Origin of the sequence: Pseudomonas mosselii (genome assembly GCF_019823065.1) — a bacterium.
GTDB classification, from domain to species: domain Bacteria; phylum Pseudomonadota; class Gammaproteobacteria; order Pseudomonadales; family Pseudomonadaceae; genus Aquipseudomonas; species Aquipseudomonas mosselii.
In genome coordinates this window covers 4,640,055-4,663,749 of record NZ_CP081966.1, presented here as the reverse complement: position 1 = coordinate 4,663,749, position 23,695 = coordinate 4,640,055, and the positions used below count along the sequence as shown (strand labels likewise).

The window sequence follows — 23,695 nt, the reverse complement described above, 5'->3', positions numbered from 1 at the left end:
GAGGATCGCCCCTGGCGGCCTCGTGGTTTTTTGTGCCTGAGTTTTGCCCGAGCCAGGGGCCGGTAGGAGGCCGCCCAGCCCTTCGGGCTGCGCATTCATGCAGGGAAGCATGCCCCTGTGGGAGCGGCCTTGCGTCGCGAAAGGGGCGCGCAGCGGCCCCAGGTTCCGAGCGACAATCGAAATTGCTGGGGCTGCTGCGCAGCCCTTTCGCGACGCAAGGCCGCTCCCACAGGGCCAAGCTAAGCCGCCGCGTTGCCTAGAAGCTCAACGCTGCTCGAGGATACTGCCCAGCAACCCCGGAAAGCGGCTTTCGAGTTCTTCGCTGCGCAGCGAATTCATGTGCGTGGTACCAACGTTGCGAGTGTGCACCAGCCCTGAATCGCGCAAGACGCGAAAGTGATGGGACATGCTCGACTTGGGCCGGCCGCCGTCCAGCTCACCGCAGCTGGCTTCGGCAACACCGGCCAGATGGCGGACGATTTCCATGCGCACAGGGTCGCTCAGGGCGTAGAGCAGGCGCTCCAGTGTCAGGTCTTCGGGATTGGGGTGGGTATAGGCTCGCATGGACGACATGATAACGGGGGTTTCACAAATTGCCATAGTTCGAATATGATCGAACAATCGTATCCAACCCCCGTCCCTGGAGTGACCTCATGGCCGCCTTGTTCGAACCCTACACCCTCAAAGACGTCACCCTGCGCAACCGCATTGCCATTCCGCCGATGTGCCAGTACATGGCCGAGGATGGCCTGATCAATGACTGGCACCAGGTGCATTACGCGGGCCTGGCCCGTGGCGGCGCCGGCCTGGTGGTGGTCGAGGCCACTGCGGTGTCGCCGGAAGGGCGCATCACCCCCGGCTGCGCCGGCATCTGGAACGACGCCCAGGCCCAGGCCTTCGTGCCTGTGGTCAAGGCGATCAAGGCCGCCGGTTCCGTGCCGGGCATCCAGATCGCCCACGCCGGTCGCAAGGCCAGTGCCAACCGCCCCTGGGAAGGTGATGACCATATCGCCGCCGACGATGCCCGTGGTTGGGACACCATTGCCCCGTCTGCCATCGCCTTTGGCGGCCACCTGCCGAAAGTGCCCAAGGCCATGACCCTGGACGATATCGCCCGGGTCAAGCAGGACTTCGTCGATGCCGCGCGCCGTGCCCGCGATGCCGGCTTCGAGTGGATCGAGCTGCACTTCGCCCACGGCTACCTGGGCCAGAGCTTCTTCTCCGAGCACTCCAACCAGCGTACCGACGCCTATGGCGGCAGCTTCGACAACCGCACGCGCTTCCTCCTGGAAACCCTGGCCGCGGTACGTGAGGTGTGGCCGGAGCACCTGCCGCTGACCGCTCGCTTTGGCGTGGTGGAGTACGATGGGCGTGACGAGCAGACCCTGCTGGAGTCCATTGAACTGGCCCGTCGCTTCAAGGCTGGCGGCCTCGATCTGCTGAGCGTCAGCGTCGGCTTCACCATTCCCCAGACCAACATCCCGTGGGGCCCGGCATTCCTGGGGCCGATCGCCGAGCGGGTGCGCCGCGAGGCGAAGCTGCCGGTGACCTCGGCCTGGGGCTTTGGCACGCCGGAGCTGGCCGAGGGCGCGTTGCAGGCCAATCAGCTCGACCTGGTGTCGGTGGGGCGTGCGCACCTGGCTGATCCGCACTGGCCGTATGCCGCCGCCAAGGCCCTGGGCGTGGACAAGGCGGCGTGGACGCTGCCGGCGCCTTATGCGCATTGGCTTGAGCGGTATCGCTGAGTGAGGCTGGGGCCGCTTTGCGGCCCTTTCGCGACCCAAGGCCGCTCCCACAGGGAACGCGCAGGCCTTGCACCGCGAAAGAGGCGCAAGGCCCCGGCAATCTCAGAACCGATCCAACTGGTATGCTTGTTCCACTTCGGCCCCCGCAGCCAACCGCCCCACCCACTCCGCCGTCACCGCCGCCTGGGTCAACCCCAGGTGCTGATGCCCGAACGCTAGCAGCACCTTGCCATCGGCCACTCGGTCGATCACCGGCAGCGAATCCGGCAACGAAGGCCGGAACCCCATCCACGGCGTAGCCCCCTCGGCATCCAGCTCGCGCCGGAACAAGCCCTTGCTCAACCGATGCAGTTGCCACGCCCGCTGCATGCTCGGCGGCGCCTCGAGTCCGGCGAATTCCACCGTGCCGGCCAGGCGCAGGCCGTCGGCCATGGGCGTCATGATGAACTTGCGCTCCAGCGAGGTGACGGCGAACGGCAGGCGCTGGTGCTCCGCCGGCAGCATCAGGTGGTAGCCGCGCTCGGTATCCAGCGGTACCCGCCGACCGGTCAGGGCGGCCGTGAGTCTCGCCGAATGTGCCCCGGCACTGATCAACACCTGGCGGGCCTCGAGGGTGCCCTGGTCGCTGGCGAGGCTGATGCCCTGGCCATGCACCTGGCCGCCATCGACCTCGGCGCGCAGGAAGCGTACGCCACTGGCCCTGGCGGCGCTGAACAGTTCGCAGACCACCTGGTAGGGGTCGAGGAAGTGACCGGTGCGCGGGAAGAACAGGCCACCCAGGATCGACGGACTCAACTGCGGTGCCGCTTCGCTTACCGCCTCAGCCGACCACAGGTCCACGGGCACGGCCTGTGCCTGCAGGCGGGCGCGCAACGCCGCGAGCGCCTGGCGCGATGCGTGGCGTTCGAACACCAGCAGTGAACCGTCCTCCTTGAGCAGGTGGCTGCGCTCGATGGAGGCGAGCAGCCGTTGCCAAGCGCCGAGGCTGCTTTCGTTCAGCGCACGAAGGCCCGCGACGCTGCGCTGGAACGGCGCCGGTCGCAGGTTGAGCAGCAGGCGGGTGAACCAGGGAAGGGCCCGTGGCAGGTACTTCCAGTCCAGGCGCAGCGGGCCCATCGGGTCCAGCAGCATGGCCGGCAGGCGCTTGAGAATCGACAGGTCGGCGATGGGAAACACCTGCTCGGTGGCCAGGTGCCCGGCATTGCCAAAAGACGCACCGTGGCCCGGTGCCTGGCGATCGATCAGCAGCACCCGGTGGCCCTGGCGGGCCAGCTGCAGGGCGCAGGCGACGCCGACAATGCCGGCGCCGACCACGGCGATGTCCGTGTCAGTGGCGGTCATGGTTCAGCCTTCCCGCCGGCCATCGAGCAAGCGGCGCAGGTGCAGCGGGTTGCCCTGTTGCAGCGCAGTGGGCAGCAGAGCATCGGGGAAGTCCTGGTAGCACACCGGGCGCAGGAAACGCAGGATCGCCGCGGTGCCCACCGAGGTGCCGCGGGTGTCGGAGGTGGCCGGGAACGGGCCGCCGTGGACCATCGCGTCGCACACCTCGACGCCGGTCGGCCAACCGTTGATCAGGATCCGCCCGGCCTTGCGTTCGAGGGTGGGCAGCAGTTGGCGGGCGCAGTCGAGGTCGGCGGCGTCCAGGTGCAGGGTGGCGGTCAGTTGCCCTTCCAGATGCTCGGCAACCTGACGGACTTGCTCGTCGCTGTCGCAGGCGACCACCAGCGAGGTGGCGCCGAACACTTCGGCCTTCAGCGCCGGATCGGCGAGAAACGCCTGGGCCGAGGTGACGAACAGGTGCGCTTGGCACTGGTTCGGGCCGTGATGGGGCTGGCCGCTGGCGATCTGGCGGGCATTGCCGTTCTCACCCAGCGCGGCGACGCCATTGGCATAGGCGCTGGCAATGCCCGGGGTGAGCATGGTCTGTGCCGCGGCTTGCCGGACATGCTCGGCGGCGGTGCTGATGAAACGTTCGAGTGCTGGACCCTGGCGGGCGATCAACAGCCCGGGGTTGGTACAGAACTGGCCGGCACCCTGGGTCAGCGAAGCGACGAAGGTTTGGGCCAGAGATTCCGCTCGGTCCTGCAGGGCGGCGTCGAAGAGGAACACCGGGTTGATCGAGCTCATTTCGGCATAGACGGGGATTGGCTCGGGACGTGCCTGGGCGGCCTGGCACAGCGCGAGGCCGCCACTGCGCGAGCCGGTGAAGCCGACGGCCTTGATGCGCGGGTCGCTGACCAGACCGATACCGACCTCGCGGCCGGCGCCGTACAGCAGCGAGAACACGCCTTCGGGCAGCTCGCACTTCGCGACTGCCCGGGCCACGGCCTGGCCGACCAGCTCGCTGGTGCCGGGGTGGGCGCCATGGGCCTTGACCACCACCGGGCAACCGGCGGCCAGTGCCGAGGCGGTGTCGCCGCCGGCCACCGAGAAGGCCAGCGGGAAATTGCTGGCGCCGAACACCGCCACCGGGCCCAGGGCAACCTGTCGTTGGCGCAGGTCGGGACGTGGCAGTGGCTGGCGCTCGGGCAGGGCGTTGTCCACCCGTACATCCAGCCATTCACCGGCCCGCACCACGCGAGCGAAGGTGCGCAGTTGCGCGCAGGTGCGGCCGCGCTCGCCCAGCAGACGCGCCTTGGGCAGGCCGGTCTCGGCGTTGGCGCGGTCGATCAGGGCATCGCCCAGGGCTTCGATCTGCTCGGCGATGGTTTCGAGAAAGTGGGCGCGTTGTTCGGAGGTGGTTTCGCGGTAGGCATCGAATGCCGCCCAGGCCAGGTCGCAGGCCTGGGTTAGCTGTTCGGCGCTGGCGCCGGCGTAGGGTGGGGCGAGCGGGGTGTCGGTGGCCGGGTCGATGGCATGGATCGCGGCCTGGGTGCCTGTGACGGCGCGCTGGCCGATCAGTAGATTGCCGGTGAGGGTCATGGGGCGTCCTGGAGAATCTGGATAAGGTCTGGACCTGTTGGGGGCGCCATGCGCCCCTTTCGCGACACAAGGCCGCTCCCACAGGAGTTGCGGTGATCAGGCGATGTTCTGCTCGGCCGACCAGCTGGCGTACCAGGTGCGGAACAGCGCGTACTGCTGTTCGGCGTAGTGCCGCTGGGCGTCGGTGAGGGCGTCGGTTTCGTTGAAATGCAGGCGGTACTCGCTGTCGCCGTTGAGCACCATCAGGTGCTTGTAGTACAGCACCAGGTCGCAGCCTTCATCGAGCGACGACAACACCGCCAGCGCCGACTCCAGCTCCCGAGCCTGGCGCCGGGCCTTGGCATCGCCCTTGGCGGCGCGCTTGCTCAAGCTGACCAGTTGCAGCACTTCACGGGGCAGCGCGTTGCCGATGCCGGTGATGGCGCCGGTGGCGTTGCAGTTGACGAAACCGTGCACCACTTGGGTGTCGACGCCGACCATCAGGGTCACATCATCGTCCTGGGAGGTGATGTGCTCGGCGGCGTAGCGCAGGTCGGCGGCGCCGCCGAACTCCTTGAAGCCGATCAGGTTGGGGTACTCGCGACGCAGGGCGAAGAACAGGTCGGCGCGGGTGGCGAAACCGTAGTAGGGGCTGTTGTAGATCACCGCTGGCAGCTTCGGCGCGGCGGCGAGGATCGCCGAGAAGTGGTGTTGCTGGGCGGTCAGCGATGCGCCACGGGACAGCACCCGGGGGATGACCATCAGGCCGGCGGCGCCGACCTTGGCGGCGTGGGATGCGTGGGACACAGCCTCGCGGGTGTTCACCGCACCGGTGCCGACGATGGTCGGGATGCCGGCGGCGACCAGGCGCGCCACGCCCTCCTGGCGTTCGGCCTCGTTCAGCAGCGGCCAGTCGCCCATCGAGCCGCAGTACACCACGGCGCTCATGCCGGCGTCGATCAGTTCGCGGCCCTTGCGCACCAGGGCGTCGAAGTCCGGTTTGCGCTCGGCGGTGCAGGGGGTCATCAGGGCGGGCATGGTGCCGGTGAAGATGTTGTCGGTCATGGTTGTCACTCCTGGCGGTATTCAGTGGGAAATGAACGGGGTCAGATGCCCCAGGCGAACGGGTCCTGCTCGTCGATCAGCAGGGTGCTGTCGGCGGTCATGTGGGCACGGCCGGTGATGAACGGGCGAATGCGTTCGCCGTCGCGCTCGTAGCGGCCATGGAACTGGCTGCCGGTGATGCTGGCCTGGACCCAGGTCTGGCCTTCGGCGAGCTTGCCGTCGGCGGCCAGGCACGCCAGCTTGGCGCTGGTGCCGGTGCCGCAGGGCGAGCGGTCGTAGGCCTTGCCGGGGCACATGACGAAGTTGCGGCTGTCGGCGTTGGCGTCGTCGGCGAACAGTTCGACATGGTCGATCGGGGCGCCGTGTTCGCCGGTTATGCCTTGGGCCTCGAGGGTCTTGAGCAGGGTCCAGGCGTAGTCGGTGAGGGTTTCGCGGTTGTCCAGCGCGATGCGCTGGCCGTGGTCGGAAACCAGGAAGAACCAGTTGCCGCCCCAGGCGATGTCGCCGCGCACCAGGCCGTGCCCCGGCACGTCCACGGCAACCTGCCGGCGGTAGCGGTAGGACGGCACGTTGCCGACGGTGACGGATCCATCGTCATGCAGGGTGGCGCTGACCTGGCCGACCGGTGTATCGATCTTGTGCACGCCCGGCTCGATCAGGCCCAGGTGGCGTAGCGAGGCAATCAGGCCGATGGTGCCGTGGCCGCACATGTTCAGGTAGCCGGCGTTGTTGAAGAAGATCACCCCGCAGGTGGCATCGGCAGAGACCGGCGGGCAGTACAGCGCGCCCACCAGCACATCGTTGCCACGTGGCTCCAGCAGGCAGGCGCGGCGCCAGTGGTCGTGCAGCTCGCGCAGTTCGTCGCGCTGCTCGGCCATGCTGCGGCCGTGCAGGGGCGGGAAGCCCTTCATCACCAAGCGGGTCGGTTCGCCGCCGGTATGGGAGTCGATTACATGAACCTGTTTCATCAGCGTGTCCATTCGGTAGTGGGTCAGGAGGCGACGGCGGCGGGGTGCTGGCCGGCATGGGGTTCGCTGCCGGCTTCGCTTTCATCGTCGCCATCGAGCCGCACCAGCCGGGCCGGCACGCCAGTGGCCGCGCCCCAGTAGTAGATGCCCAGGGCAGTGGCGGCGACGATCAGGGTGTCCAGCGGATGGCCGATCACGCCCAGACCGCCGAAGCTGCCCAGCCAGGAAAGGAAAATGGTCACGGCGTAGAAGCCGATCAGCCAGGCCGACGAGCGCACCTGCTGGCCCAGCGACAGGTGTTCGGTGGGCACGAAGCGGCGGCACAGCAGGTACAGCACGAACATCACGATCTGCAGCGCCAGCAGCCAGGACACGGTGTTCCAGCCCGACCAGTAGACGATCAGCGCGGCGATGATGAACGACAGCGGGCCGAGCACGCCCATGCCTTTGACCCGGAACGGCCGGGCCATGTCGGGGGCGCTGCGGCGCAGGGCGGCGACCGAAACCGGGGCCACCGCGTAGCTGAGCACCAGGGCGGCAGAGACCACGTTGATGAGCGCTTCCCAGGACGGGAACGGCAGGGTCCAGAACACCGCCAGGCCGAAGGTCAGCCACAGCGCCGGGCGCGGGATGCCGGATTGCTCGTCGATGCGGGTGAAGTACTTGAAGAAGGTGCCGGTCTGCGCCCAGCCATAAATCACTCGTGGGGTGGCATTCATGTAGATGTTGCCGCAGCCGCTGGGCGAGATCACCGCGTCGGCCACCACCAGGTAGGCCAGCCAGCCGACGCCCAGGGCCAGGGCGATGTCACGGTAGGGCAGGGCCAGCTCCTTGGTCACTCCGGCCCAGCCGTTGGCAATCATCTCGGTCGGCACGCTGCCGAGGAACGCCAGTTGCAGCAGGGCGTAGATCGCGGTGGACAGCAGCACCGAGAGAATCAGCGCGATGGGGATGGTGCGCTGCGGGTTCTTCACCTCGCTGGCCACCGAGATGATCGGCGTGAGCCCCAGGTAGGCGAAGATGATGCCGCCGGCCGACACCGCCATTTCCACGCCGGACAGGCCGAACGGCGCGAAGCCCTGGACCTCGAAGTTCTCCGGCTTGAAGAAGGTGAACAGCACGCCGATCACCAGCAGCGGCACGATGAACTTGAACACGCTGACCAGGTTGTTGGCCTTGGCGAAGGTCTTCACGCTGCGGTAGTTGAGCAGGAAGAACAGCCCGAGCAGGGCGAACTGCACCAGCCAGCCGAGCACCGTCGGGTCGCTGGAGCCGGTCTTGGTCAAGGCCGGAAACCAGGCCGCGGCATACTGGCGCGAGGCAACCACCTCGATGGCGATCAGGCTGGAGAAGGCGATCAGGGTGATGAAGCCCATCAGGTAGCCCAGCAGCGGGCCATGGGAGTACACCGGGTAGCGCACCACGCCACCGGCCCGCGGCAGGGCGGCGCCGAGCTCGCAGTAGACGATGCCCAGCAGCAGCACGGCGAAGCCGCCGAGGAACCAGGAGAGGATGCCGGCCGGGCCGGCGATGGCCGAGACGTGGCTGGCGGCGAATAGCCAGCCGGAGCCGAAGATGGCGCCCAGGCCGATGAAGGTGAGGTCCAGCAGGGACAGCTGTTTCTTGAATTTGCCTGACATGGTTGCGCCTTTTTGTAGGTTTTGGATAGGCAGGTCTGATGTCACGATGCGGCTTGGTCGGCCGCGCTCTTGTAGGTCGTGGGGCGGCTTGCGTGGGGCATAGAGTGGACCGATCGAGGCCGGCGTTCTTGATGGTTTTCTGCAAGGTGGGTGACGAAATCGGCATAGTCGGGCGCGAGTGCTGGCGCCCGGCGGGGGCTGCTGACTAGGCTTGCAGGGCCGCGAGAGCCACGAGGGATAACCGCATGCCCGAGCAACCATTGACTGCGCTGTACCAGCACCTTGACCAGCATCGCCCTGAATCCCTCGAAGCCTTGCTGGCCGGCGTGGTCTGGCTGCTGCCGATGCTCGACGTCCTTGCCAACGCGGCGATCTTCATCAAGGACGACCAGGCTCGCTATGTCCTGGCCAACCGCACACTGGTCCAGCGCTGTGGCCTGAAGCACCTGGCACCCTTGCTGGGCAAGACCAGCGCCGAGGTGTTCCCGGCGCGCCTGGGCCCCGGCTATACCGAGCAGGACCGCCGGGTGCTGGAGCAGGGCCTGGTGCTGGAAGACCAGCTGGAGCTGCACCTGTACGGCAGCCGCGAACCGGGCTGGTGCCTGACCCACAAGCGTCCGTTGTACGAGCCGGCGGGGAGAATCATCGGCCTGGTGGGCATTTCGGTCGACCTGCAGTCAGCCGCCGACACCCACCCCGCCTACCAGCGTCTGGCGGCGGTGGATGCGCATATCCGCGCGCATTTCCACCAGCCGATCAGCATGGGCGAGCTGACCCGCATCGCCGGGATTTCGGTGGCGCAGCTGGAGCGTTACTGCAAACGGGTGTTCCACCTCACGCCCCGGCAGATGATTCACAAGGCCCGCCTGGAGCATGCACATCAACTGCTGCACAGCGACCTGCCGATCATCGAGGTGGCCCTGCGCTGTGGCTACACCGACCACAGCGCCTTCAGCCGGCAGTTCAGGCAGCTGACCGGTTTCACCCCGCGACAGTACCGCCAGGCGACGGCTCAGGAGGGTTGAAACAGGGCGCGGGCCTCGTCGAAACACTGCTCGGCGATGGCCGAGCGCGGCTCGCTGCGGCGCAGCAGCAGGCCGACCGGGCTGTGGATGCTGGCTTCCTGCACCGGGATGATACGCATGTGCTGGCTGAGGTCTTCCAGGCCGCAGTCCAGTGGCATGATCGCGCAGCACACGCCGGTGCTGATCGCCTGGATCAGCTGGAAGGTCGAGTCGCTCTCGAGCACGGCATTGGGCGCAAGGCCCCGGCTGCGCAAGCTCAGGTCGAGGGACTGGCGGTAGTGCATGCCCTTGCTAAGCAGGCCCAGCGGCAGCTCGCCGAGGTCTTCCCAGCGCAGGCTGTCGGCCTCGAACTGGAAGTGCCGGGTGTCATGCAGCAGGCCCATGGTGGTGGTGCTCAGCTCGATCACTTCGAAGAAGCTGGTGTTGACCTGGTCGAGGTAGCAGATGCCCAGGTCGAGCTGGTTGCGGCTCAGGCCATCGATCACCTGCTCGGAGCTCAATGACGACAGCTGGAAGTGCAGCTCGGGGTACTTCTCACGCAGTGGCATCAGCAGTTGCATGGGGTTGAAGCTGGCCAGCGGCACGGTGCCCAGGCGCAGGCTGCCGACCACCTGGCCGCGGCAGCTGGCGGCCTCGGCCTGCAGGCCGTCATGGGCGGCGAGCAGGGTGCGGGCCCAGGCCAGGATGCGTTCGCCGGCTTCGGTGAACCCTTCGAAGCGCTGGCCGCGCTTGACCAGCACCAGGTCCAGTTCGTCCTCGAGGTTGCGCAGGCGCATGGACAGGGTCGGCTGGGTGATGTGGCACAGCGCCGCGGCCTGGCCGAAGTGGCGGGTCTGGTCGAGGGCGATGAGAAACTTGAGTTGTTTGATGTCCATGGTGCGGCCTGGGGTTGCGGGGTGGGTAGACCTTAACCAAGAGTGAAGCACCTGGCTAATCCTTGATGAACAGTCAGCCGGTCCTGCAGCAACGATAGAAAGCGTCGATCATCCGGTACGCCCTATAGATTGGACGCTGCCGGGGCTTGTCTCTAACGTGGCCGCTAAGCCAATCCTGGAGCAAAGGCCATGAGCGTGAAACCGGACGCGGTGTTCGTACCGCTGAACATCGCGGTGCTGACCGTCAGCGACACCCGCACCTACGACACCGACACCTCCGGCGAGCTGCTGGCCAGCCGCGCCGTCGGCGTGGGCCACCGCCTGGTGGCGCGGGAGCTGCTCAAGGACGACCTGTACAAGATCCGCGCCCAGGTCGCCACCTGGATCGCCGACGACCAGGTGCAGGTGGTGCTGATCACTGGTGGCACCGGCTTCACCGGGCGCGACAGCACGCCGGAGGCGGTGGACTGCCTGCTGGACAAGCGCATCGACGGGTTTGGCGAGCTGTTCCGCGCCCTGTCGATCCTTGATATCGGCACCTCGACCGTGCAGAGCCGGGCCCTGGCCGGCCTGGCCAACGGCACCCTGGTGTGTTGCCTGCCGGGTTCGACCGGCGCCTGCCGCACGGCCTGGGAAGGCATCCTGGCCGAGCAACTGGATGCGCGGCACCGGCCGTGCAATTTCGTCGCGCACCTCAAACCAAACGGGGCCTGCGAAAGCCGAGGCTAGTGCTTTCCTGTACCGACTGTTCAGCTCAGCACATGATCCACCGGCACCAACGCCGGTGGCAGCGGCTCATGCCCCAGCGCCGACAGCACATCGCGTTCTATGGTGCGCACCAGCGCATCGGTCGGCAGATCGTTCTCGTCCCGGCCGAACGGGTCCTCCAGCTCGTTGCCGATCGCATCCAGGCCGAAGAAGGTGTAGCTGACGATGGTGGTGAACAGCGGTGCCAGCCAGCCCAGCGGTTCTGCCAGGGCAAACGGCAGCAGCAGGCAGAAGATGTAGATGGTGCGGTGCAGCAGCAGGGTGTAGGGGAACGGCAGCGGCGTGCCCTTGATCCGTTCGCAGGTGGCCTGCACGTCTGACAGGCCGGCCAGGCGCTGCTCCAGGAGCGTGTAGCGGAACTCGCTGATCGCGCCGTCCTTCGCCAAGCGTGAGCACTGGGCACCGATATCGCGCAGGATGCCGTCGCACACGTTGTGCGCGGTGATCGGCGCGCCCTCGGCCAGCCAGGTGCGCGCCAGGGGCAGCTCGTCTTCATTGCGCAGCCGGGCATTGAGGGCATGGGCGAAGCCGCACAGGCCACGCAGCATCTGCGCGCGCAGCTGCTGATCCTCGATCGCCACGCTTTCACGCACGAACGAGCGCACCTCGATGATCATCCGTCCCCAGGCCTTGCGGCCCTCCCACCAGCGGTCGTAGCAGGCGTTGTTGCGAAAACTCATGAAGATCGACAGCGACAGCCCCAGCAGGGTGAAGGGCGTGGCGCTGACCGGGTAGAACAGCGCCGGGTAGTGCCGCTCGATCAGCACGATCAGTGCCGCCAGCAAGGTCACCGCCAGGCAGCGCAAGGCGATGCGCTGGACGATCGAGCCCTTGAGGGTGAACAGCACGCGCAGCATGTCGGGGCGTGAGTGGACGATCAAGACGGTTCCAGAGGCGGGCGATCAGCCGCCGGTCATGTTCATGAAGCGCAGGATCTGCACCTCGCCGCCCACTTCGAAGTGGTGGCGGTAGGGCTTGAGCTGCATGGCGTCGCGCAGGGTCTTTTCCAGGCGGGCGCTGTCGCCGGGGTGCTGGCGCAGGACCTGCTTGAGGTCCACCGAGTGCTCGTTACCCAGGCACAGCAGCAGGCGGCCTTCGACGGTCAGGCGCACGCGGTTGCAGGTGGCGCAGAAGTTGTGGCTGTGCGGCGAGATGAAGCCGACCCGGGTGTCGGGCGCTTCGGCCAGGCGCCAGTAGCGCGCCGGGCCCTGGGAGGACTCGGCCGACTCGACCAGGGTGAAGTGCTCGGCCAGGCGGGCGCGCACGTCGTCGCTGGAGCAGAAGGACTCGCCGCGCTCGTGCTCGCTGATGACGCCCAGGGGCATTTCTTCGATGAACGAGATGTCCAGCTCGCGGTCGATGGCGAAGCGCACCAGGTCGACGATTTCGTGGTCGTTGCGGCCCTTGAGCACCACCGCGTTGAGCTTGGTGCGGCGAAAGCCCGCGGCGCGCGCGGCGTCGATGCCCGCGATCACCTGCGTGAGGTCGCCGGTACGGGTCAGGGCGCGGAAGCGCTCGGGGTCAAGGCTGTCGAGGCTGATGTTCAGGCGCGAGACGCCGGCATCGAACAGCGGCTGGGCCAGGCGGCCGAGCTGCGAGCCATTGCTGGTCAGGCACAGTTCGCGCAGGCCGGGCAGGGCGGCGATGCGCGCGCACAGCCCGACGATGCCCTGGCGCACCAGGGGCTCGCCACCGGTCAGGCGGATCTTGCGGGTGCCCAGGGCGACAAAGCGCTCGGCGACCAGGTACAGCTCCTCGAGGCTGAGAATCTGCTGGCGCGGCAGGAACTGCATGTCTTCGGCCATGCAATAGACGCAGCGAAAATCGCAGCGGTCGGTGACCGACATCCGCAGGTAATCGACTTTGCGGTTGAAACCGTCGATCAGGGCCTGGGGGTTCTTTTCCACGTTCACGCTCGACCTGTGCAGTGGCTGGGGGCGGCGAAAGGCCGCAGACAAGGTTCAAGCTATAACCTGCGCCCAGTGACGTCAAATTGCTTTCCCCGACCGCTCGATAAGTCTCCTCTATCACCACCGCAGGCCACGCAGCACAAGGGCTCTGCCGGGTGATCGAGACGGTTTATCACGCTGTCGTTTATTTCGATTGGACGCACTGGGAGCGGCTTCTTAGGCTGGAAAAAACACCGTGCGGAGAAGCGCAGCATGAGCCAGGACGAACACATCAGGGACTACAAGGGGCCGGCCGCCGGCTGGGGCGCGCTCAAGAGCGTGACCAAGAGCTGGCTGGGCAGCGAGAACGCCTTCAAGAACCTGCGGGCCATGCTCAAGACCAACCAGAACGGCGGTTTCGACTGCCCGGGTTGTGCCTGGGGCGAGTCGCCGGAAAGCGACATGGTCAAGTTCTGCGAGAACGGCGCCAAGGCGGTCAACTGGGAGGCCACCGGCCGCTCGGTGGATCCGGCGTTCTTCGCCCGCTACAGCGTCAGCGCCCTGCTCGAGCAGACCGACTACTGGCTCGAATACCAAGGCCGCATCACTCACCCGATGCGCTATGACGCGGCCACCGACCATTACGTCGAAACCAGCTGGGACGAGGCGTTCGCCCTGATCGCCCGGCACCTCAACGGCCTCGAATCGCCGGACCAGGCCGAGTTCTACACCTCGGGCCGGGCCAGCAACGAGGCGGCGTTCCTCTACCAGCTGTTCGTGCGCGCCTATGGCACCAACAACTTCCCCGACTGCTCGAACATGTGCCACGAGGCCAGTGGCGTGGGCATGGCCGAAACCCTCGGCGTGGGCAAGGGCACCGTGGTGTTCCATGACCTGGAGCTGGCCGATGCGATCTTTGTCATCGGCCAGAACCCCGGCACCAACCACCCGCGCATGCTCGAACCGCTGCGCGAGGCGGTCAAGCGCGGCGCCCAGGTGGTTTGCTTCAATCCGCTCAAGGAGCGGGGCCTGGAGCGATTCCAGCATCCGCAGCACCCGTTCGAGATGCTCAGCAACGGCTCCGAACCGACCAACACTGCCTATTTCCGCCCGGCGCTGGGCGGCGACATGGCGGCCATGCGCGGGATCGCCAAGTTCCTCCTGCAGTGGGAGCGCGAGGCGCAGCTCAATGATGAGCCGCCGGTGTTCGACCATGCCTTCATCGCCGAGCACACCAGTGGCGTCGAGGCCTACCTGGCCGTGGTGGACGCCACGCCCTGGGAGCATATCGTCGAGCAGTCGGGCTTGAGCAAGGCCGAGATCGAGCTGGCCGCGCGCATGTACCGCAAGGCCGAGCGGGTGATCATGTGCTGGGCCATGGGCGTGACCCAGCACCGCCACTCGGTGCCGACCGTGCAGGAGATCGTCAACCTGCAGTTGCTGCGCGGCAACGTCGGCAAGCCCGGCGCCGGCCTGTCGCCGGTGCGCGGACACAGCAACGTGCAGGGCGACCGCACCATGGGCATCGACGAGAAGCCCAAGGCGGCGCTGCTCGACGCCATCGAGAAACGCTTCCAGTTCAAGGTGCCCCGCGAGCACGGCCATAACGCCGTGCTGGCGATCCAGGCCATGGAAGAGGGGCGGGCCAAGGTGTTCGTCGCCCTGGGCGGCAACTTCGCCCAGGCGACTCCGGACACCCCGCGTACCCACGCGGCGCTGCGCAACTGCGAACTGACCGTGCAGATTTCCACCAAGCTCAACCGCTCGCACCTGGTCACCGGGCGCGATGCGTTGATCCTGCCGTGCCTGGGCCGCACCGAGATCGACATCCAGGCCGAAGGGCCGCAGGGCGTCACCGTGGAAGACACCTTCAGCATGGTGCACATCTCCCATGGCCAGCTGAAGCCGCGCTCGCCGCTGCTGCGCTCGGAACCGGCCATCGTCGCCGGGATGGCCAAGGCCACCCTGGGCAACAAACCGATCGACTGGGACTACGCGATTGCCGACTACGGCCGCATCCGCGGCATGATCGCCGATGTCATCCCGGGCTTCAGCGAATTCAACGCGCGCCTGCAGCATCCCGGTGGCTTCCACCTGGGCAACAACGCCGCCGAGCGCAACTTCCGCACGGCCACCGGCAAGGCGCGCTTCACCCCCAGCCCGCTGCCGGAGCAGCTGGTCAACGCCCAGGTGCTGGCCCGTGGTGACAAGCCCGACCTGATCCTGCAGACCCTGCGTTCCCACGACCAATACAACACCACGCTGTACGGGCTGGATGACCGCTACCGTGGCGTGTTCGGCCTGCGCGAGGTGGTGTTCGTCAATGAGGCGGATATCCGTCGACTGGGCTTCGAACCGGGCGAGGAGGTGGACCTGGTGTCGCTCTGGGAGGATGGTCGCGAGCGGCGGGTCTCGGGGTTCCGCCTGGTGGCCTATGACGTGCCGCAAGGCCAGGCGGCGGCCTACTATCCAGAGACCAACCCGCTGGTGCCGCTGGAGAGCTATGGCGAGGGGACCTACACGCCGACCTCGAAGTTCGTGGCGATCAAGCTGGAGAAGGCCAAGCCTGGTAACCGGATCGAGGCGACGATCACCCCCGACTGACAGGGCGTGGGCGATGGCGTGGGAGCGGCGCCTCCGCCCGCTCCTAGCGCCCCACCGGATACGCCGTGGTGTACTTCATCTGCTCCATGGCAAAGCTCGAGGTGATGTTCGACAGCCCGTCGGTGCTGGTGATCAACTTCTTGTAGAAGCGGTCGTAGGCGGCAATGTCGCCCACCACCACCCGCAGCATGTAGTCCCAGTCGCCAGACATGCGGTAGACCTCCATCACCTCCTCGAACGCCGTCACCGTGGCGGCGAACTGCGCCAGCCAGGCGCTGTCGTGGCGCTGCGTCTTGAGCTGGACGAACACCGTCAGGCCCAGGCCCAGGCGCTCGGGGTCGAGCAGGGCGACGCGGCCGCGGATGTAGCCTTCCTCTTCCAATCGCTTGACCCGCTTCCAGCACGGCGTGGTGGACAGGTTGACCGACTCGGCCAGGTCCTTGAGTGACAGCGACGCGTCGCGCTGGAGCAGGGTGAGGATATGCTGGTCGAAACTGTCCATGATGTCGTCAGGTGGGGTGGAGGAAAGTTTTCCAAGGTTAGCCGCATGCTGAGAACGTTGAAACCCTTTCAGGCGCTTCGTCGACAGCAACGTTCCGTTGGCGCCGGGGCCCGGCGGATATGAGATAGTGGCGGTTTTCCATCCTCAGTCAATGGACCCGACCATGTCCGACAAACCGCGCAATTTTGCCACCCGCACCATCCACGCCGGCGAGCAGTCCAGCGTCGCCGACAACGCCATCTTCCCGGCCATCGTCACTTCCAGCTCGTTCATCAAGCGCGGCCTGGACGACAACCCCGAATACGCCTACAGCCGGGTCAGCAACCCGACCCGGCATGCCTACGAGACCTGCGTGGCCGCACTGGAGGAGGGCGTCGGCGCGGTCGCCTGCGCCTCGGGCGTCAGCGCCACCGCCACGGTGCTCGAACTGCTGTCCAAGGACGCCCATGTGGTGGTGATGAACGGTGTCTATGGCGGCACCTTCCGCCTGCTGGAAGACTACCGTGGACGCACCTCGGGCCTGACCACCACCTATGTCGACCTCAACGACGTCGAGGCCGTGGCCGCGGCGATCCGCCCGGACACGCAACTGATCTGGATCGAGTCGCCGACCAACCCGCTGCTGCACCTGGTGGACATCAAGGCGGTCTGCGACCTGGCCCGCGCCCGTGGGGTGATGACCTGCATCGACAACACCTTCTGCTCGCCCTGGAACCAGCAGCCGATCACCCAGGGCGTGGACCTGGTGATGCATTCGGCGAGCAAGTACATCGGCGGCCACTCCGACCTGACCGGCGGCGTGGTGGTGGCGGCCAATCACGAGCTGCTGGGCCGTTTGCGCAAGATCAGCATGGCGGTCGGCGCGATCCAGGGGCCGTTCGACTGCTACCTGGCGCTGCGCGGGCTGAAGACCCTCGATGTACGCATGGAGCGCCAGAGCGCCAATGCCCTGCGCGTGGCGCAGTTCCTCGAACAGCATCCGCAGGTCGAGCAGGTCTACTACCCGGGGCTGGAAAGCCATCCGCAGCATGAACTGAGCAAGCGTCAGATGCGCACCGGCGGTGCGGTGGTGGCGTTGCGCATCAAGGGAGATCGGGCCGCGGTCAACCGCCTGGTCGAGGCGCTGTCGATCTTTGTCCTGGCCGATTCGCTGGGCGGGGTGGAGAGCATGATCAACCACTCCTGGAGCATGTCGCACAACTCCCTGAGCCCGGAGCAGAAGGGCGTGATGGGGATCAGCGAGAACCTGGTGCGGTTGTCGATCGGGATCGAGGACTACCGGGATCTGATCGAGGACCTGGATGCGGCGTTGAAGGCGTCCGCGTAACGACCGCCGACGCTATCGCGGGTTTGCCCCGCGATGGCGTCAGTGAGGGGAATCAGGATTTGGGCGGATGGACGATCCGTTCGATCTTGTCCTTGAGCAGCAGGCGTTCCCTGCGCAGCAGGTTGACGGTGTCGTCGTTGGTGGCGTTGCCTTCGGCGGCCACCACTTCCTTGTCCTTGGCGTTGTATTCCTTGTGCAGCTTGTGCAGGTCCTGGTTCTTGTCGATGAGGGCCTGGAACTGGTCGGCGGTCACGTGCAGGTCTGCGAGCAAATCATGCGGAACTGGCATTTCTTCACCTCTCTCAGGGTTGGTAAACGAGCCTGAACCAAGAGGATAGTCGCCTTTGCCGCATTGCGGGACTGGGTTAGGCTGTCGCCCATCCCTGCGTAACCGGAACCTGCGCCATGCCTCACCTGAACCTGGAATACAGCGACAACCTGCGCGAACTCAACGTCGACGTGCTGCTGCTGCGACTGAATCACGCCCTGGTCGGCAGCGGCCAGTTCGCCGAAGAGCTGGACATCAAGAGCCGTGCCCAGGCCTTCGCCCAGTATCGGATCGGTACCGCGCCGAGCGAGCGGGCCTTCGCCCATGTGCGCCTGGCGATCCTCAGCGGACGCACGCCGCAAGTGAAACAGCAGTTGTCCAACAGCCTGCTCGAGGTACTGCGCGAAGCGATCCCCGGCCAGCCCGGTCTGGACATCCAGCTGTGCGTGGAGGTCCTGGACATCGATCGCGAGCCGTACGCCAAGCTTCGCCTGCCTGGCTGAATGGCAGCTGAATGAAAGTTGTTTAACCGATGAAAGATGTCGACAGACTAATTGTTGGCGTCTTTTTCACAAAAAATTGATGCTAGGCTTTCTAGAGTTCGGCCAACTTTCCAACCTGCCCGTCCGGGCGCGTTGGCCGCTGATGAACTCTTATTGCGAACGCCATGCTGAAACTCAAATCCCTGCGGACCGAATGGGTCACGCTGCTGGCCAGCCTGTACCTGTTGATCGGCTTCAACACCTTGCTTTGGCAACACCTGGAGTCCATCGTGCCGCCGGGCATGGTGGGGTTGTGGCTGAGCCTGGCATTCGCCGTGCTGATGCTGTTCGCCTTCAATCTCATACTCACCTTGCTGGCGTTTCGTTATGTACTGAAGCCGGTATTGATCGTGTTGTTCATCAGTGGCGCAAGTGTCGCTTACTTCATGAATCAATATGGTGTGCTTATTGATGCCGGCATGTTCCGCAATGTCGCTGAAACCAATGTCGCGGAAGTGCGCGACCTGCTCTCGCTGAAGTTTGCCGTTTATATCCTGCTGCTGGGTGTGCTGCCGTCGCTGCTGGTATGGAAGGCCAGGATCGACTATCGCCCCTGGCACCGCGAGCTGCTGGGCAAGCTGGTGGTCAGCGGTGCCTGCGTCGCAGCCTTGGGTTCGGTAGCGCTGGTCAACTATCAGGGGTTGGCGTCGCTGTTTCGCAATCACCATGAACTGCGCCTGATGCTCACGCCGAGCAATATCGTCGGGGCTTCCATCGGCTATGTCAGCGAGCAAGTGGGCAGCGCCACCCGGCCGTTCCAGCCATATGGCGAAGATGCCCGTCGCGACAGCGCCTGGCAGCAGCACGCACGCAAGTCACTGACCGTGCTGGTGGTCGGTGAAAGTGCCCGGGCGGATAACTTCGGCCTGCTCGGCTATGCCCGCGACACCACGCCACGGCTGGCCAAGGAGCAGGGCCTGCTGAGCTTCACCGATGTCCATTCCTGCGGCACCGAGACCGCCGTGTCGGTGCCCTGCATGTTCTCCGGCATGCCGCGCAAGGACTACGACGCACGCGTGGCCAAGAACCGTGAAGGGTTGCTCGACATCCTCCAGCGCGCAGGGTTGGCGGTGCAGTGGCGTGATAACCAGTCCGGCTGCAAGGGCACCTGCGACCGGGTGCAATTTATCGATGTGAGCAACCTCAAGGACCCGGCGCTGTGCGCCAGTGGCGAGTGCCATGACGAGATCCTGCTGCAGGGCTTGGCCGAGCTGCTGGACAACCTCGACCAGGACACCGTGCTGGTGCTGCACCAGATGGGCAGCCATGGCCCCGAGTACTTCAAGCGCTACCCCGCGGGCAACGAAGCCTTCACCCCGGTGTGCCGCAGCAACGCCCTGAACCAGTGCAGCCAGCAGGCGATCGTCAACGGCTACGACAACACCGTGGCCTACACCGACAAGGTGCTGGCCACCCTGATCGACACCTTGCGCAGTCGACAGGACAAGGTCGACACCGCGATGATCTATCTTTCAGACCATGGCGAATCGCTGGGCGAGTACAACCTGTTCCTGCACGGCACGCCCTACATGATCGCGCCGGACCAGCAAAAGCACGTGCCGCTGCTGGCCTGGTTCTCCGACAGCTACCGCCAGGATTTCGGCCTGGACACCGAATGCCTGGGCAAGCTGCGTGATGCGCCGCTGTCCCAGGACAACCTGTTCCACTCGATGCTCGGGCTGTTGCAGGTGCGCACCGAGGTCTACCAGCGATCGCTGGACATGTTCGCCAGCTGCCGGCCGTGGCTGGCGGCCAAACGCTGAGCGGTCGACCGCCCGGCACCATGGATGGCGCGAGGTTTCACCCCCAGGGGCCGCGCCGTATATACTGCGCGCCAATGTTAGTGGGAGAGCCTCGTGGCCATCGAAATACACTGGATCCGTGACGACCAGAACCTGGCCGAACACTGCCGAAGCTGGCGCGAACAGCCCTTCGTGGCCCTCGACACCGAATTCATGCGGGTCGACACCTTCTACCCAAAGGCCGGCCTGATCCAGATCGGTGTCGGCCAGTGCGCCTACCTCATCGACCCCCTGCTGATCCGCGACTGGCAGCCGCTGGCCGGGCTGCTCGAGGACAGCGGCGTGGTCAAGGTGCTGCATGCCTGCAGCGAAGACCTGGAAGTGCTGCTACGCCTGACCGGCAAGCTACCCCAGCCGTTGTTCGACACCCAGCTGGCCGCCGGCTACCTGAACATCGGTTTCTCCATGGGCTATTCGCGCCTGGTGCAAGAGGTGCTGGGGCTCGAGCTGCCCAAGGGCGAGACCCGCTCCGACTGGCTGCAGCGCCCGCTGTCCGACACTCAGGTGAGCTACGCCGCCGAGGACGCCGTGCACCTGGCCGAGCTGTTCGATGCCCTGCGCCCGCGCCTGTCGGATGACAAGTACGCCTGGGTGCTGGAAGACGGCGCCGAACTGGTCGCCGCGCTGCGCCGTGAAGTCGAGCCCGAAACCCTGTACCGCGACGTCAAGCTGGCCTGGAAGCTCGGTCGCCAGCAACTGGCGGTGCTCCGTGAACTGTGCGCCTGGCGCGAACGTGAGGCCCGCAGCCGCGATGTGCCGCGTAACCGCATCCTCAAGGAACACTCGCTGTGGCCCATGGCCAGGAGCCAGCCTGACAGCCCGTCGGCACTGGCGAAAATCGAAGAGATGCACCCGCGCACCATCCGCCAGGACGGTGAGCAGCTGATCCAGCTGATCAAGCGTGCCGCCAGCCAGCCGCAGGAGCAATGGCCAGAGCCGCTGCCCGAGCCGCTGCCGATCGAAGCCGCCGGCATCCTCAAGCGCCTGCGCGCCATCGGCCAGGCCGAGGGTGAGCGGCTGGGCATCGCCCCGGAACTGATGCTGCGCAAGAAAGCCCTCGAAGCCCTGCTCAAGAGCGGCTACCCCGACGGTCCCTATCAACTGCCCGATTCGCTGCGCGGCTGGCGTCGCGAACGCATGGGCCAGGCCCTGCTGGACGACCTGGCGGGCGCCGGAGATTCCCGATGAAACGTATCTGCTCGATCTACAAGAGCCCACGCAAGAATGAAATGTACCTCTACGTGCTCAAGGCCGAGGGCCTGGAGCGTGTGCCGGAGGCGCTGCTGCCATTCTTCGGCAAGCCGGTGCATGCTTTCGACCTGGTGCTGACGCCTGAGCGCACACTGGCCCGCGAGGACATCGCCAAGGTGCTGGAGAACCTCGACAAGCAGGGCTACCACCTGCAGATGCCACCGCCGGAAGACGACTACATCGAGCACTTGCCCGAAGAGCTGCTGCGTCGCAACGACCCGGCCTGACCCAGGCGCGGTTCCCTTTTTACCTGCGGCCCGCCTGGCGGGCCGCTTCCGTTGTTTGCCAAGGTTGTGTGTCACATGCGCGTTCTGATCGCTGAACAGGATCATGCCAACTATGCTCGCCTGCTGGGCGAAGCGGCACCGGACCTGGAAGTCCTGACCAGCGGCGACTCCGCCGAACTGGCACGCCTGGCCCCCGATTGCCCGGTGTGGCTGGGCCAGCCGGACCTGCTGGCCAGTCTGTTGCGCCAGGGCCACAAGCCTCGCTGGATGCAGTCGACCTGGGCCGGGATCACCCCGTTGCTGGCCGACGGCCTGCCACGCGACTACCGCCTGACCCGGGCGGTGGGCATCTTCGGCCAGGTGATGGCCGAGTACATGCTCACCTACATGCTCGGCCATGAGCGCGATGTGCTGTCGCGACTGGTCAGCCAGGTCGAGCGGCGCTGGGATGACCGCCCGGGGCGGACCCTGGAAGGGCGGCGGGTGCTGATCGTCGGTACCGGCGATATCGGCCAGCGGGTGGCCGAGTTCCTCGTGCCGTTCGGTGTCATCCTGCACGGTGTGGCCAGCAGCGCCCGCAAGCAGGCGCCCTTCGTCGAAGTGGCGGGCCTCGACCAGCTGCCGCGCCTGGTCGGCCAGGCCGACTACGTGCTCAACCTGCTGCCCGATACCCCGGCCACCCATGACCTGTACGATGCGGCGCTGTTCAAGTGCTTCCGGCCCAGTGCCTTGTTCATCAATGCCGGGCGTGGCGTGGCGGTAGTCGATGCCGATCTGGTCGAAGCGCTCAAGCAGGGCCATCTGGCTGGCGCGGTGATCGATGTCTGCCGCCAGGAACCATTGCCCCAGCGCCATCCGTTCTGGACCGCCTGGGGACTGCTGCTGACCGGGCACAGCTCGGCGCCGACCTCGCCGGCGGCGATGGTGCGGTTGTTCGTGGAGAATGCGCGGGCCTATGCGGTGGAGCAGGCCCTGCGGGGCGAGGTGGATTTCGCGAGGGGTTACTGAAAGAGGTTTGCCTGATGCGACCTCATCGCGGGGCAAGCCCGTTTCCACGGGCACCTGCCTCGCGATAAGGCGATCACAACCTTAGAGGCTGAACTCACCTTCGGCCGCCAGCTCGCTCAGCGGTCGGCGCGGGCTCGGCACTTCGCGGGCCTGCAGGCCTTCGGCCAGGGTCGCCTTGTCGCCCAGCTTGCCGATCGCCACCATCGCATGCAGCGCGTAGCCCTCGGGGATCTTCAGCTCGCTGCGCGCCAGGTCCTGGTCGAAGCCGGCCATGCCATGGCTGTGCCAGCCGCTGATGCTCGCCTGCAGCGCCAGATGGCCCCAGGCTGAGCCGGTGTCGAAGGTGTGCCACAGCGCAGGCTTTTCTTCATCGGAGCCGGGCGCTGCGAAGGTGGTCTTGGAGATGATCAGCACCAGCGCCGAAGCGTGCTGCGCCCAGCTGCGGTTGAACTCGTTGAGGATGCCCAGGTAGCGTTCCCAGCTCGGCGTGTCGCGGCGGGCGTAGAGGAAGCGCCACGGCTGCGAGTTGTAGGCCGACGGAGCCCAGCGCGCGGCCTCGAGGAAGCTCAGCAAGGTTTCCTGGCTGATCGGCTCGGCGGTGAAGGCGCGGGGCGACCAGCGATTGATGAACTGCTCGTTGATGGCATAGTCGGCGATGCGTGGGGTGGCGCTCATGGGTGCTCCTGCAAGGGCGGGGGAAAATACCGCACGCTACTGCGTCCGGTGAGCACTGACAAGCGGTCTGGCGTTGCCGCCGGACTGCCTCTAGACTGGCGCCGCCGCGCGCCGCGGCTTGACGTTGACTGCAGGAAACCGTGTGATGATCGCCGATACCGCGCCCTTCTGGCGGCGCAAGACCCTCGACCAGCTCGATGACCAGGAATGGGAGTCGCTCTGCGACGGCTGCGGCCTGTGCTGTCTGCAGAAACTCGAGGACGAGGAAGACAACAGCGTCTATTACACGAGTATCGCCTGCAAGCTGCTGGACCTGCAGACGTGCCAGTGCAGCGACTACCCCAATCGCTTCGAGCACGTCCCCGACTGCATCCAGCTGACCCCCGGCAAGGCCGACCAGTTCAAGTGGCTGCCGCCCACCTGCGGTTACCGCCTGGTCAGCGAGGGACAGGACCTGCCGGCCTGGCACCACCTGGTCAGCGGTGATCGCCAGCAGGTGCACGAGCAGCGCATTTCCCGGTCGGGGCGCATGCTCAGCGAGAACGACGTGGATGAAGACGACTGGGAAGACCATCTGATCTTCCGCGCAGGTTGAGTGTCCGGGAAACAAGGA

The 23,695-nt window shown here is 66.2% G+C and carries 23 protein-coding genes; 11 read left to right on the top strand and 12 right to left on the bottom strand.

The window, feature by feature from the left end:
* Window positions 1-264: 264 nt before the first annotated feature.
* The gene (locus tag K5H97_RS21565; RefSeq protein WP_028693003.1) at window positions 265-600 is read right to left on the bottom strand and encodes an ArsR/SmtB family transcription factor; all 336 of its coding nucleotides are present in this window, start codon (window positions 598-600) and stop codon (window positions 265-267) included.
* A gap of 53 nt (window positions 601-653) precedes the next feature.
* Between K5H97_RS21565 and K5H97_RS21560 the strand changes: the two genes are divergently transcribed.
* A complete protein-coding gene (locus tag K5H97_RS21560; protein WP_028693004.1) occupies window positions 654-1,745 on the top strand; it encodes an NADH:flavin oxidoreductase/NADH oxidase in 1,092 nt (363 codons plus the stop codon).
* A gap of 102 nt (window positions 1,746-1,847) precedes the next feature.
* On the opposite strand, the gene K5H97_RS21555 is transcribed toward K5H97_RS21560, so the two are convergent.
* The 5 genes from K5H97_RS21555 to K5H97_RS21535 all read right to left on the bottom strand — a co-directional run bounded on the left by K5H97_RS21555 (window position 1,848) and on the right by K5H97_RS21535 (window position 8,319).
* Complete coding sequence (locus K5H97_RS21555) at window positions 1,848-3,086, bottom strand: NAD(P)/FAD-dependent oxidoreductase (protein ID WP_028693005.1); 1,239 nt, start codon at window positions 3,084-3,086, stop codon at window positions 1,848-1,850.
* A 3-nt stretch (window positions 3,087-3,089) separates the two neighbouring features.
* Complete coding sequence (locus tag K5H97_RS21550) at window positions 3,090-4,667, bottom strand: aldehyde dehydrogenase (NADP(+)) (protein ID WP_028693006.1); 1,578 nt, start codon at window positions 4,665-4,667, stop codon at window positions 3,090-3,092.
* Between the two features lie 96 nt (window positions 4,668-4,763).
* Entirely contained in the window at window positions 4,764-5,711 is a 948-nt protein-coding gene (locus K5H97_RS21545) for a dihydrodipicolinate synthase family protein (RefSeq protein WP_028693007.1), read from the bottom strand.
* Window positions 5,712-5,752: 41 nt separating this feature from the next.
* Window positions 5,753-6,679, bottom strand: a complete 927-nt coding sequence (locus K5H97_RS21540) for a 4-hydroxyproline epimerase (RefSeq protein WP_028693008.1) — start codon at window positions 6,677-6,679, stop codon at window positions 5,753-5,755.
* Between the two features lie 23 nt (window positions 6,680-6,702).
* Window positions 6,703-8,319, bottom strand: coding sequence for an APC family permease (locus K5H97_RS21535; RefSeq protein ID WP_028693009.1), 1,617 nt, complete (start codon window positions 8,317-8,319; stop codon window positions 6,703-6,705).
* Between the two features lie 245 nt (window positions 8,320-8,564).
* On the opposite strand from K5H97_RS21535, the gene K5H97_RS21530 reads away from it, so the two are divergent.
* Window positions 8,565-9,344, top strand: a complete 780-nt coding sequence (locus tag K5H97_RS21530) for an AraC family transcriptional regulator (protein ID WP_028693010.1) — start codon at window positions 8,565-8,567, stop codon at window positions 9,342-9,344.
* On the opposite strand, the gene K5H97_RS21525 is transcribed toward K5H97_RS21530, so the two are convergent.
* On the bottom strand, window positions 9,332-10,219 hold the full coding sequence (locus tag K5H97_RS21525) for a LysR family transcriptional regulator (RefSeq protein WP_028693011.1): 888 nt from the start codon (window positions 10,217-10,219) through the stop codon (window positions 9,332-9,334). The genes K5H97_RS21530 and K5H97_RS21525 overlap by 13 nt on opposite strands.
* A 189-nt stretch (window positions 10,220-10,408) precedes the next feature.
* On the opposite strand from K5H97_RS21525, the gene moaB reads away from it, so the two are divergent.
* Window positions 10,409-10,948: a molybdenum cofactor biosynthesis protein B gene (gene moaB, locus K5H97_RS21520; protein WP_028693012.1), complete on the top strand. Its 540-nt coding sequence runs from the start codon at window positions 10,409-10,411 to the stop codon at window positions 10,946-10,948.
* A gap of 20 nt (window positions 10,949-10,968) precedes the next feature.
* Here moaB and K5H97_RS21515 read toward each other — a convergent pair whose 3' ends face one another.
* Window positions 10,969-11,868 (bottom strand): bestrophin family protein, encoded by a 900-nt coding sequence (locus K5H97_RS21515; RefSeq protein WP_028693013.1) that lies wholly within the window; start codon window positions 11,866-11,868, stop codon window positions 10,969-10,971.
* A 21-nt stretch (window positions 11,869-11,889) separates the two neighbouring features.
* Window positions 11,890-12,894 (bottom strand): GTP 3',8-cyclase MoaA, encoded by a 1,005-nt coding sequence (gene moaA, locus K5H97_RS21510; protein ID WP_028693014.1) that lies wholly within the window; start codon window positions 12,892-12,894, stop codon window positions 11,890-11,892.
* 255 nt (window positions 12,895-13,149) lie between these two features.
* Between moaA and K5H97_RS21505 the strand changes: the two genes are divergently transcribed.
* Entirely contained in the window at window positions 13,150-15,480 is a 2,331-nt protein-coding gene (locus tag K5H97_RS21505; protein WP_028693015.1) for an FdhF/YdeP family oxidoreductase, read from the top strand.
* Window positions 15,481-15,523: 43 nt separating this feature from the next.
* On the opposite strand, the gene K5H97_RS21500 is transcribed toward K5H97_RS21505, so the two are convergent.
* Window positions 15,524-15,982 (bottom strand): Lrp/AsnC family transcriptional regulator, encoded by a 459-nt coding sequence (locus tag K5H97_RS21500; protein ID WP_028693016.1) that lies wholly within the window; start codon window positions 15,980-15,982, stop codon window positions 15,524-15,526.
* Between the two features lie 151 nt (window positions 15,983-16,133).
* Here K5H97_RS21500 and K5H97_RS21495 point away from each other — a divergent pair, with 151 nt between their 5' ends.
* Window positions 16,134-17,309 (top strand): trans-sulfuration enzyme family protein, encoded by a 1,176-nt coding sequence (locus K5H97_RS21495; RefSeq protein WP_028693017.1) that lies wholly within the window; start codon window positions 16,134-16,136, stop codon window positions 17,307-17,309.
* Window positions 17,310-17,361: 52 nt separating this feature from the next.
* Here K5H97_RS21495 and K5H97_RS21490 read toward each other — a convergent pair whose 3' ends face one another.
* On the bottom strand, window positions 17,362-17,598 hold the full coding sequence (locus K5H97_RS21490; RefSeq protein ID WP_028693018.1) for a DUF465 domain-containing protein: 237 nt from the start codon (window positions 17,596-17,598) through the stop codon (window positions 17,362-17,364).
* Between the two features lie 116 nt (window positions 17,599-17,714).
* On the opposite strand from K5H97_RS21490, the gene K5H97_RS21485 reads away from it, so the two are divergent.
* The 5 genes from K5H97_RS21485 to K5H97_RS21465 all read left to right on the top strand — a co-directional run bounded on the left by K5H97_RS21485 (window position 17,715) and on the right by K5H97_RS21465 (window position 22,407).
* Window positions 17,715-18,080 (top strand): 5-carboxymethyl-2-hydroxymuconate Delta-isomerase, encoded by a 366-nt coding sequence (locus K5H97_RS21485; RefSeq protein WP_028693019.1) that lies wholly within the window; start codon window positions 17,715-17,717, stop codon window positions 18,078-18,080.
* 164 nt (window positions 18,081-18,244) lie between these two features.
* Complete coding sequence (locus K5H97_RS21480) at window positions 18,245-19,882, top strand: phosphoethanolamine transferase (RefSeq protein WP_028693020.1); 1,638 nt, start codon at window positions 18,245-18,247, stop codon at window positions 19,880-19,882.
* Between the two features lie 93 nt (window positions 19,883-19,975).
* Complete coding sequence (rnd, locus tag K5H97_RS21475; protein ID WP_028693021.1) at window positions 19,976-21,109, top strand: ribonuclease D; 1,134 nt, start codon at window positions 19,976-19,978, stop codon at window positions 21,107-21,109.
* Window positions 21,106-21,399: a YcgL domain-containing protein gene (locus K5H97_RS21470; RefSeq protein WP_028693022.1), complete on the top strand. Its 294-nt coding sequence runs from the start codon at window positions 21,106-21,108 to the stop codon at window positions 21,397-21,399. Before rnd ends, K5H97_RS21470 begins: the two co-directional genes overlap by 4 nt.
* Before the next feature lie 75 nt (window positions 21,400-21,474).
* Window positions 21,475-22,407: a D-2-hydroxyacid dehydrogenase gene (locus tag K5H97_RS21465; RefSeq protein WP_028693023.1), complete on the top strand. Its 933-nt coding sequence runs from the start codon at window positions 21,475-21,477 to the stop codon at window positions 22,405-22,407.
* 81 nt (window positions 22,408-22,488) lie between these two features.
* Here the strand turns inward: K5H97_RS21465 and K5H97_RS21460 are convergent, their stop codons facing one another.
* On the bottom strand, window positions 22,489-23,082 hold the full coding sequence (locus K5H97_RS21460) for a nitroreductase family protein (RefSeq protein ID WP_028693024.1): 594 nt from the start codon (window positions 23,080-23,082) through the stop codon (window positions 22,489-22,491).
* Window positions 23,083-23,227: 145 nt separating this feature from the next.
* Here K5H97_RS21460 and K5H97_RS21455 point away from each other — a divergent pair, with 145 nt between their 5' ends.
* Complete coding sequence (locus K5H97_RS21455) at window positions 23,228-23,677, top strand: YcgN family cysteine cluster protein (protein WP_028693025.1); 450 nt, start codon at window positions 23,228-23,230, stop codon at window positions 23,675-23,677.
* The last annotated feature ends 18 nt before the right edge of the window (window positions 23,678-23,695 follow it).

Coding starts and splice junctions, on each gene's coding strand:
- K5H97_RS21465 (WP_028693023.1), top strand. CDS start 21,475: ATGCGCGTTCTGATCGCTGAACAGGATCATGCCAACTATGCTCGCCTG.
- K5H97_RS21540 (WP_028693008.1), bottom strand. CDS start 6,679: ATGAAACAGGTTCATGTAATCGACTCCCATACCGGCGGCGAACCGACC.
- K5H97_RS21485 (WP_028693019.1), top strand. CDS start 17,715: ATGCCTCACCTGAACCTGGAATACAGCGACAACCTGCGCGAACTCAAC.
- K5H97_RS21470 (WP_028693022.1), top strand. CDS start 21,106: ATGAAACGTATCTGCTCGATCTACAAGAGCCCACGCAAGAATGAAATG.
- K5H97_RS21495 (WP_028693017.1), top strand. CDS start 16,134: ATGGACCCGACCATGTCCGACAAACCGCGCAATTTTGCCACCCGCACC.
- K5H97_RS21560 (WP_028693004.1), top strand. CDS start 654: ATGGCCGCCTTGTTCGAACCCTACACCCTCAAAGACGTCACCCTGCGC.
- K5H97_RS21490 (WP_028693018.1), bottom strand. CDS start 17,598: ATGCCAGTTCCGCATGATTTGCTCGCAGACCTGCACGTGACCGCCGAC.
- K5H97_RS21500 (WP_028693016.1), bottom strand. CDS start 15,982: ATGGACAGTTTCGACCAGCATATCCTCACCCTGCTCCAGCGCGACGCG.
- K5H97_RS21535 (WP_028693009.1), bottom strand. CDS start 8,319: ATGTCAGGCAAATTCAAGAAACAGCTGTCCCTGCTGGACCTCACCTTC.
- K5H97_RS21565 (WP_028693003.1), bottom strand. CDS start 600: ATGGCAATTTGTGAAACCCCCGTTATCATGTCGTCCATGCGAGCCTAT.
- K5H97_RS21530 (WP_028693010.1), top strand. CDS start 8,565: ATGCCCGAGCAACCATTGACTGCGCTGTACCAGCACCTTGACCAGCAT.
- K5H97_RS21525 (WP_028693011.1), bottom strand. CDS start 10,219: ATGGACATCAAACAACTCAAGTTTCTCATCGCCCTCGACCAGACCCGC.
- K5H97_RS21455 (WP_028693025.1), top strand. CDS start 23,228: ATGATCGCCGATACCGCGCCCTTCTGGCGGCGCAAGACCCTCGACCAG.
- K5H97_RS21550 (WP_028693006.1), bottom strand. CDS start 4,667: ATGACCCTCACCGGCAATCTACTGATCGGCCAGCGCGCCGTCACAGGC.
- K5H97_RS21480 (WP_028693020.1), top strand. CDS start 18,245: ATGCTGAAACTCAAATCCCTGCGGACCGAATGGGTCACGCTGCTGGCC.
- K5H97_RS21545 (WP_028693007.1), bottom strand. CDS start 5,711: ATGACCGACAACATCTTCACCGGCACCATGCCCGCCCTGATGACCCCC.
- K5H97_RS21555 (WP_028693005.1), bottom strand. CDS start 3,086: ATGACCGCCACTGACACGGACATCGCCGTGGTCGGCGCCGGCATTGTC.
- K5H97_RS21460 (WP_028693024.1), bottom strand. CDS start 23,082: ATGAGCGCCACCCCACGCATCGCCGACTATGCCATCAACGAGCAGTTC.
- moaB (WP_028693012.1), top strand. CDS start 10,409: ATGAGCGTGAAACCGGACGCGGTGTTCGTACCGCTGAACATCGCGGTG.
- K5H97_RS21505 (WP_028693015.1), top strand. CDS start 13,150: ATGAGCCAGGACGAACACATCAGGGACTACAAGGGGCCGGCCGCCGGC.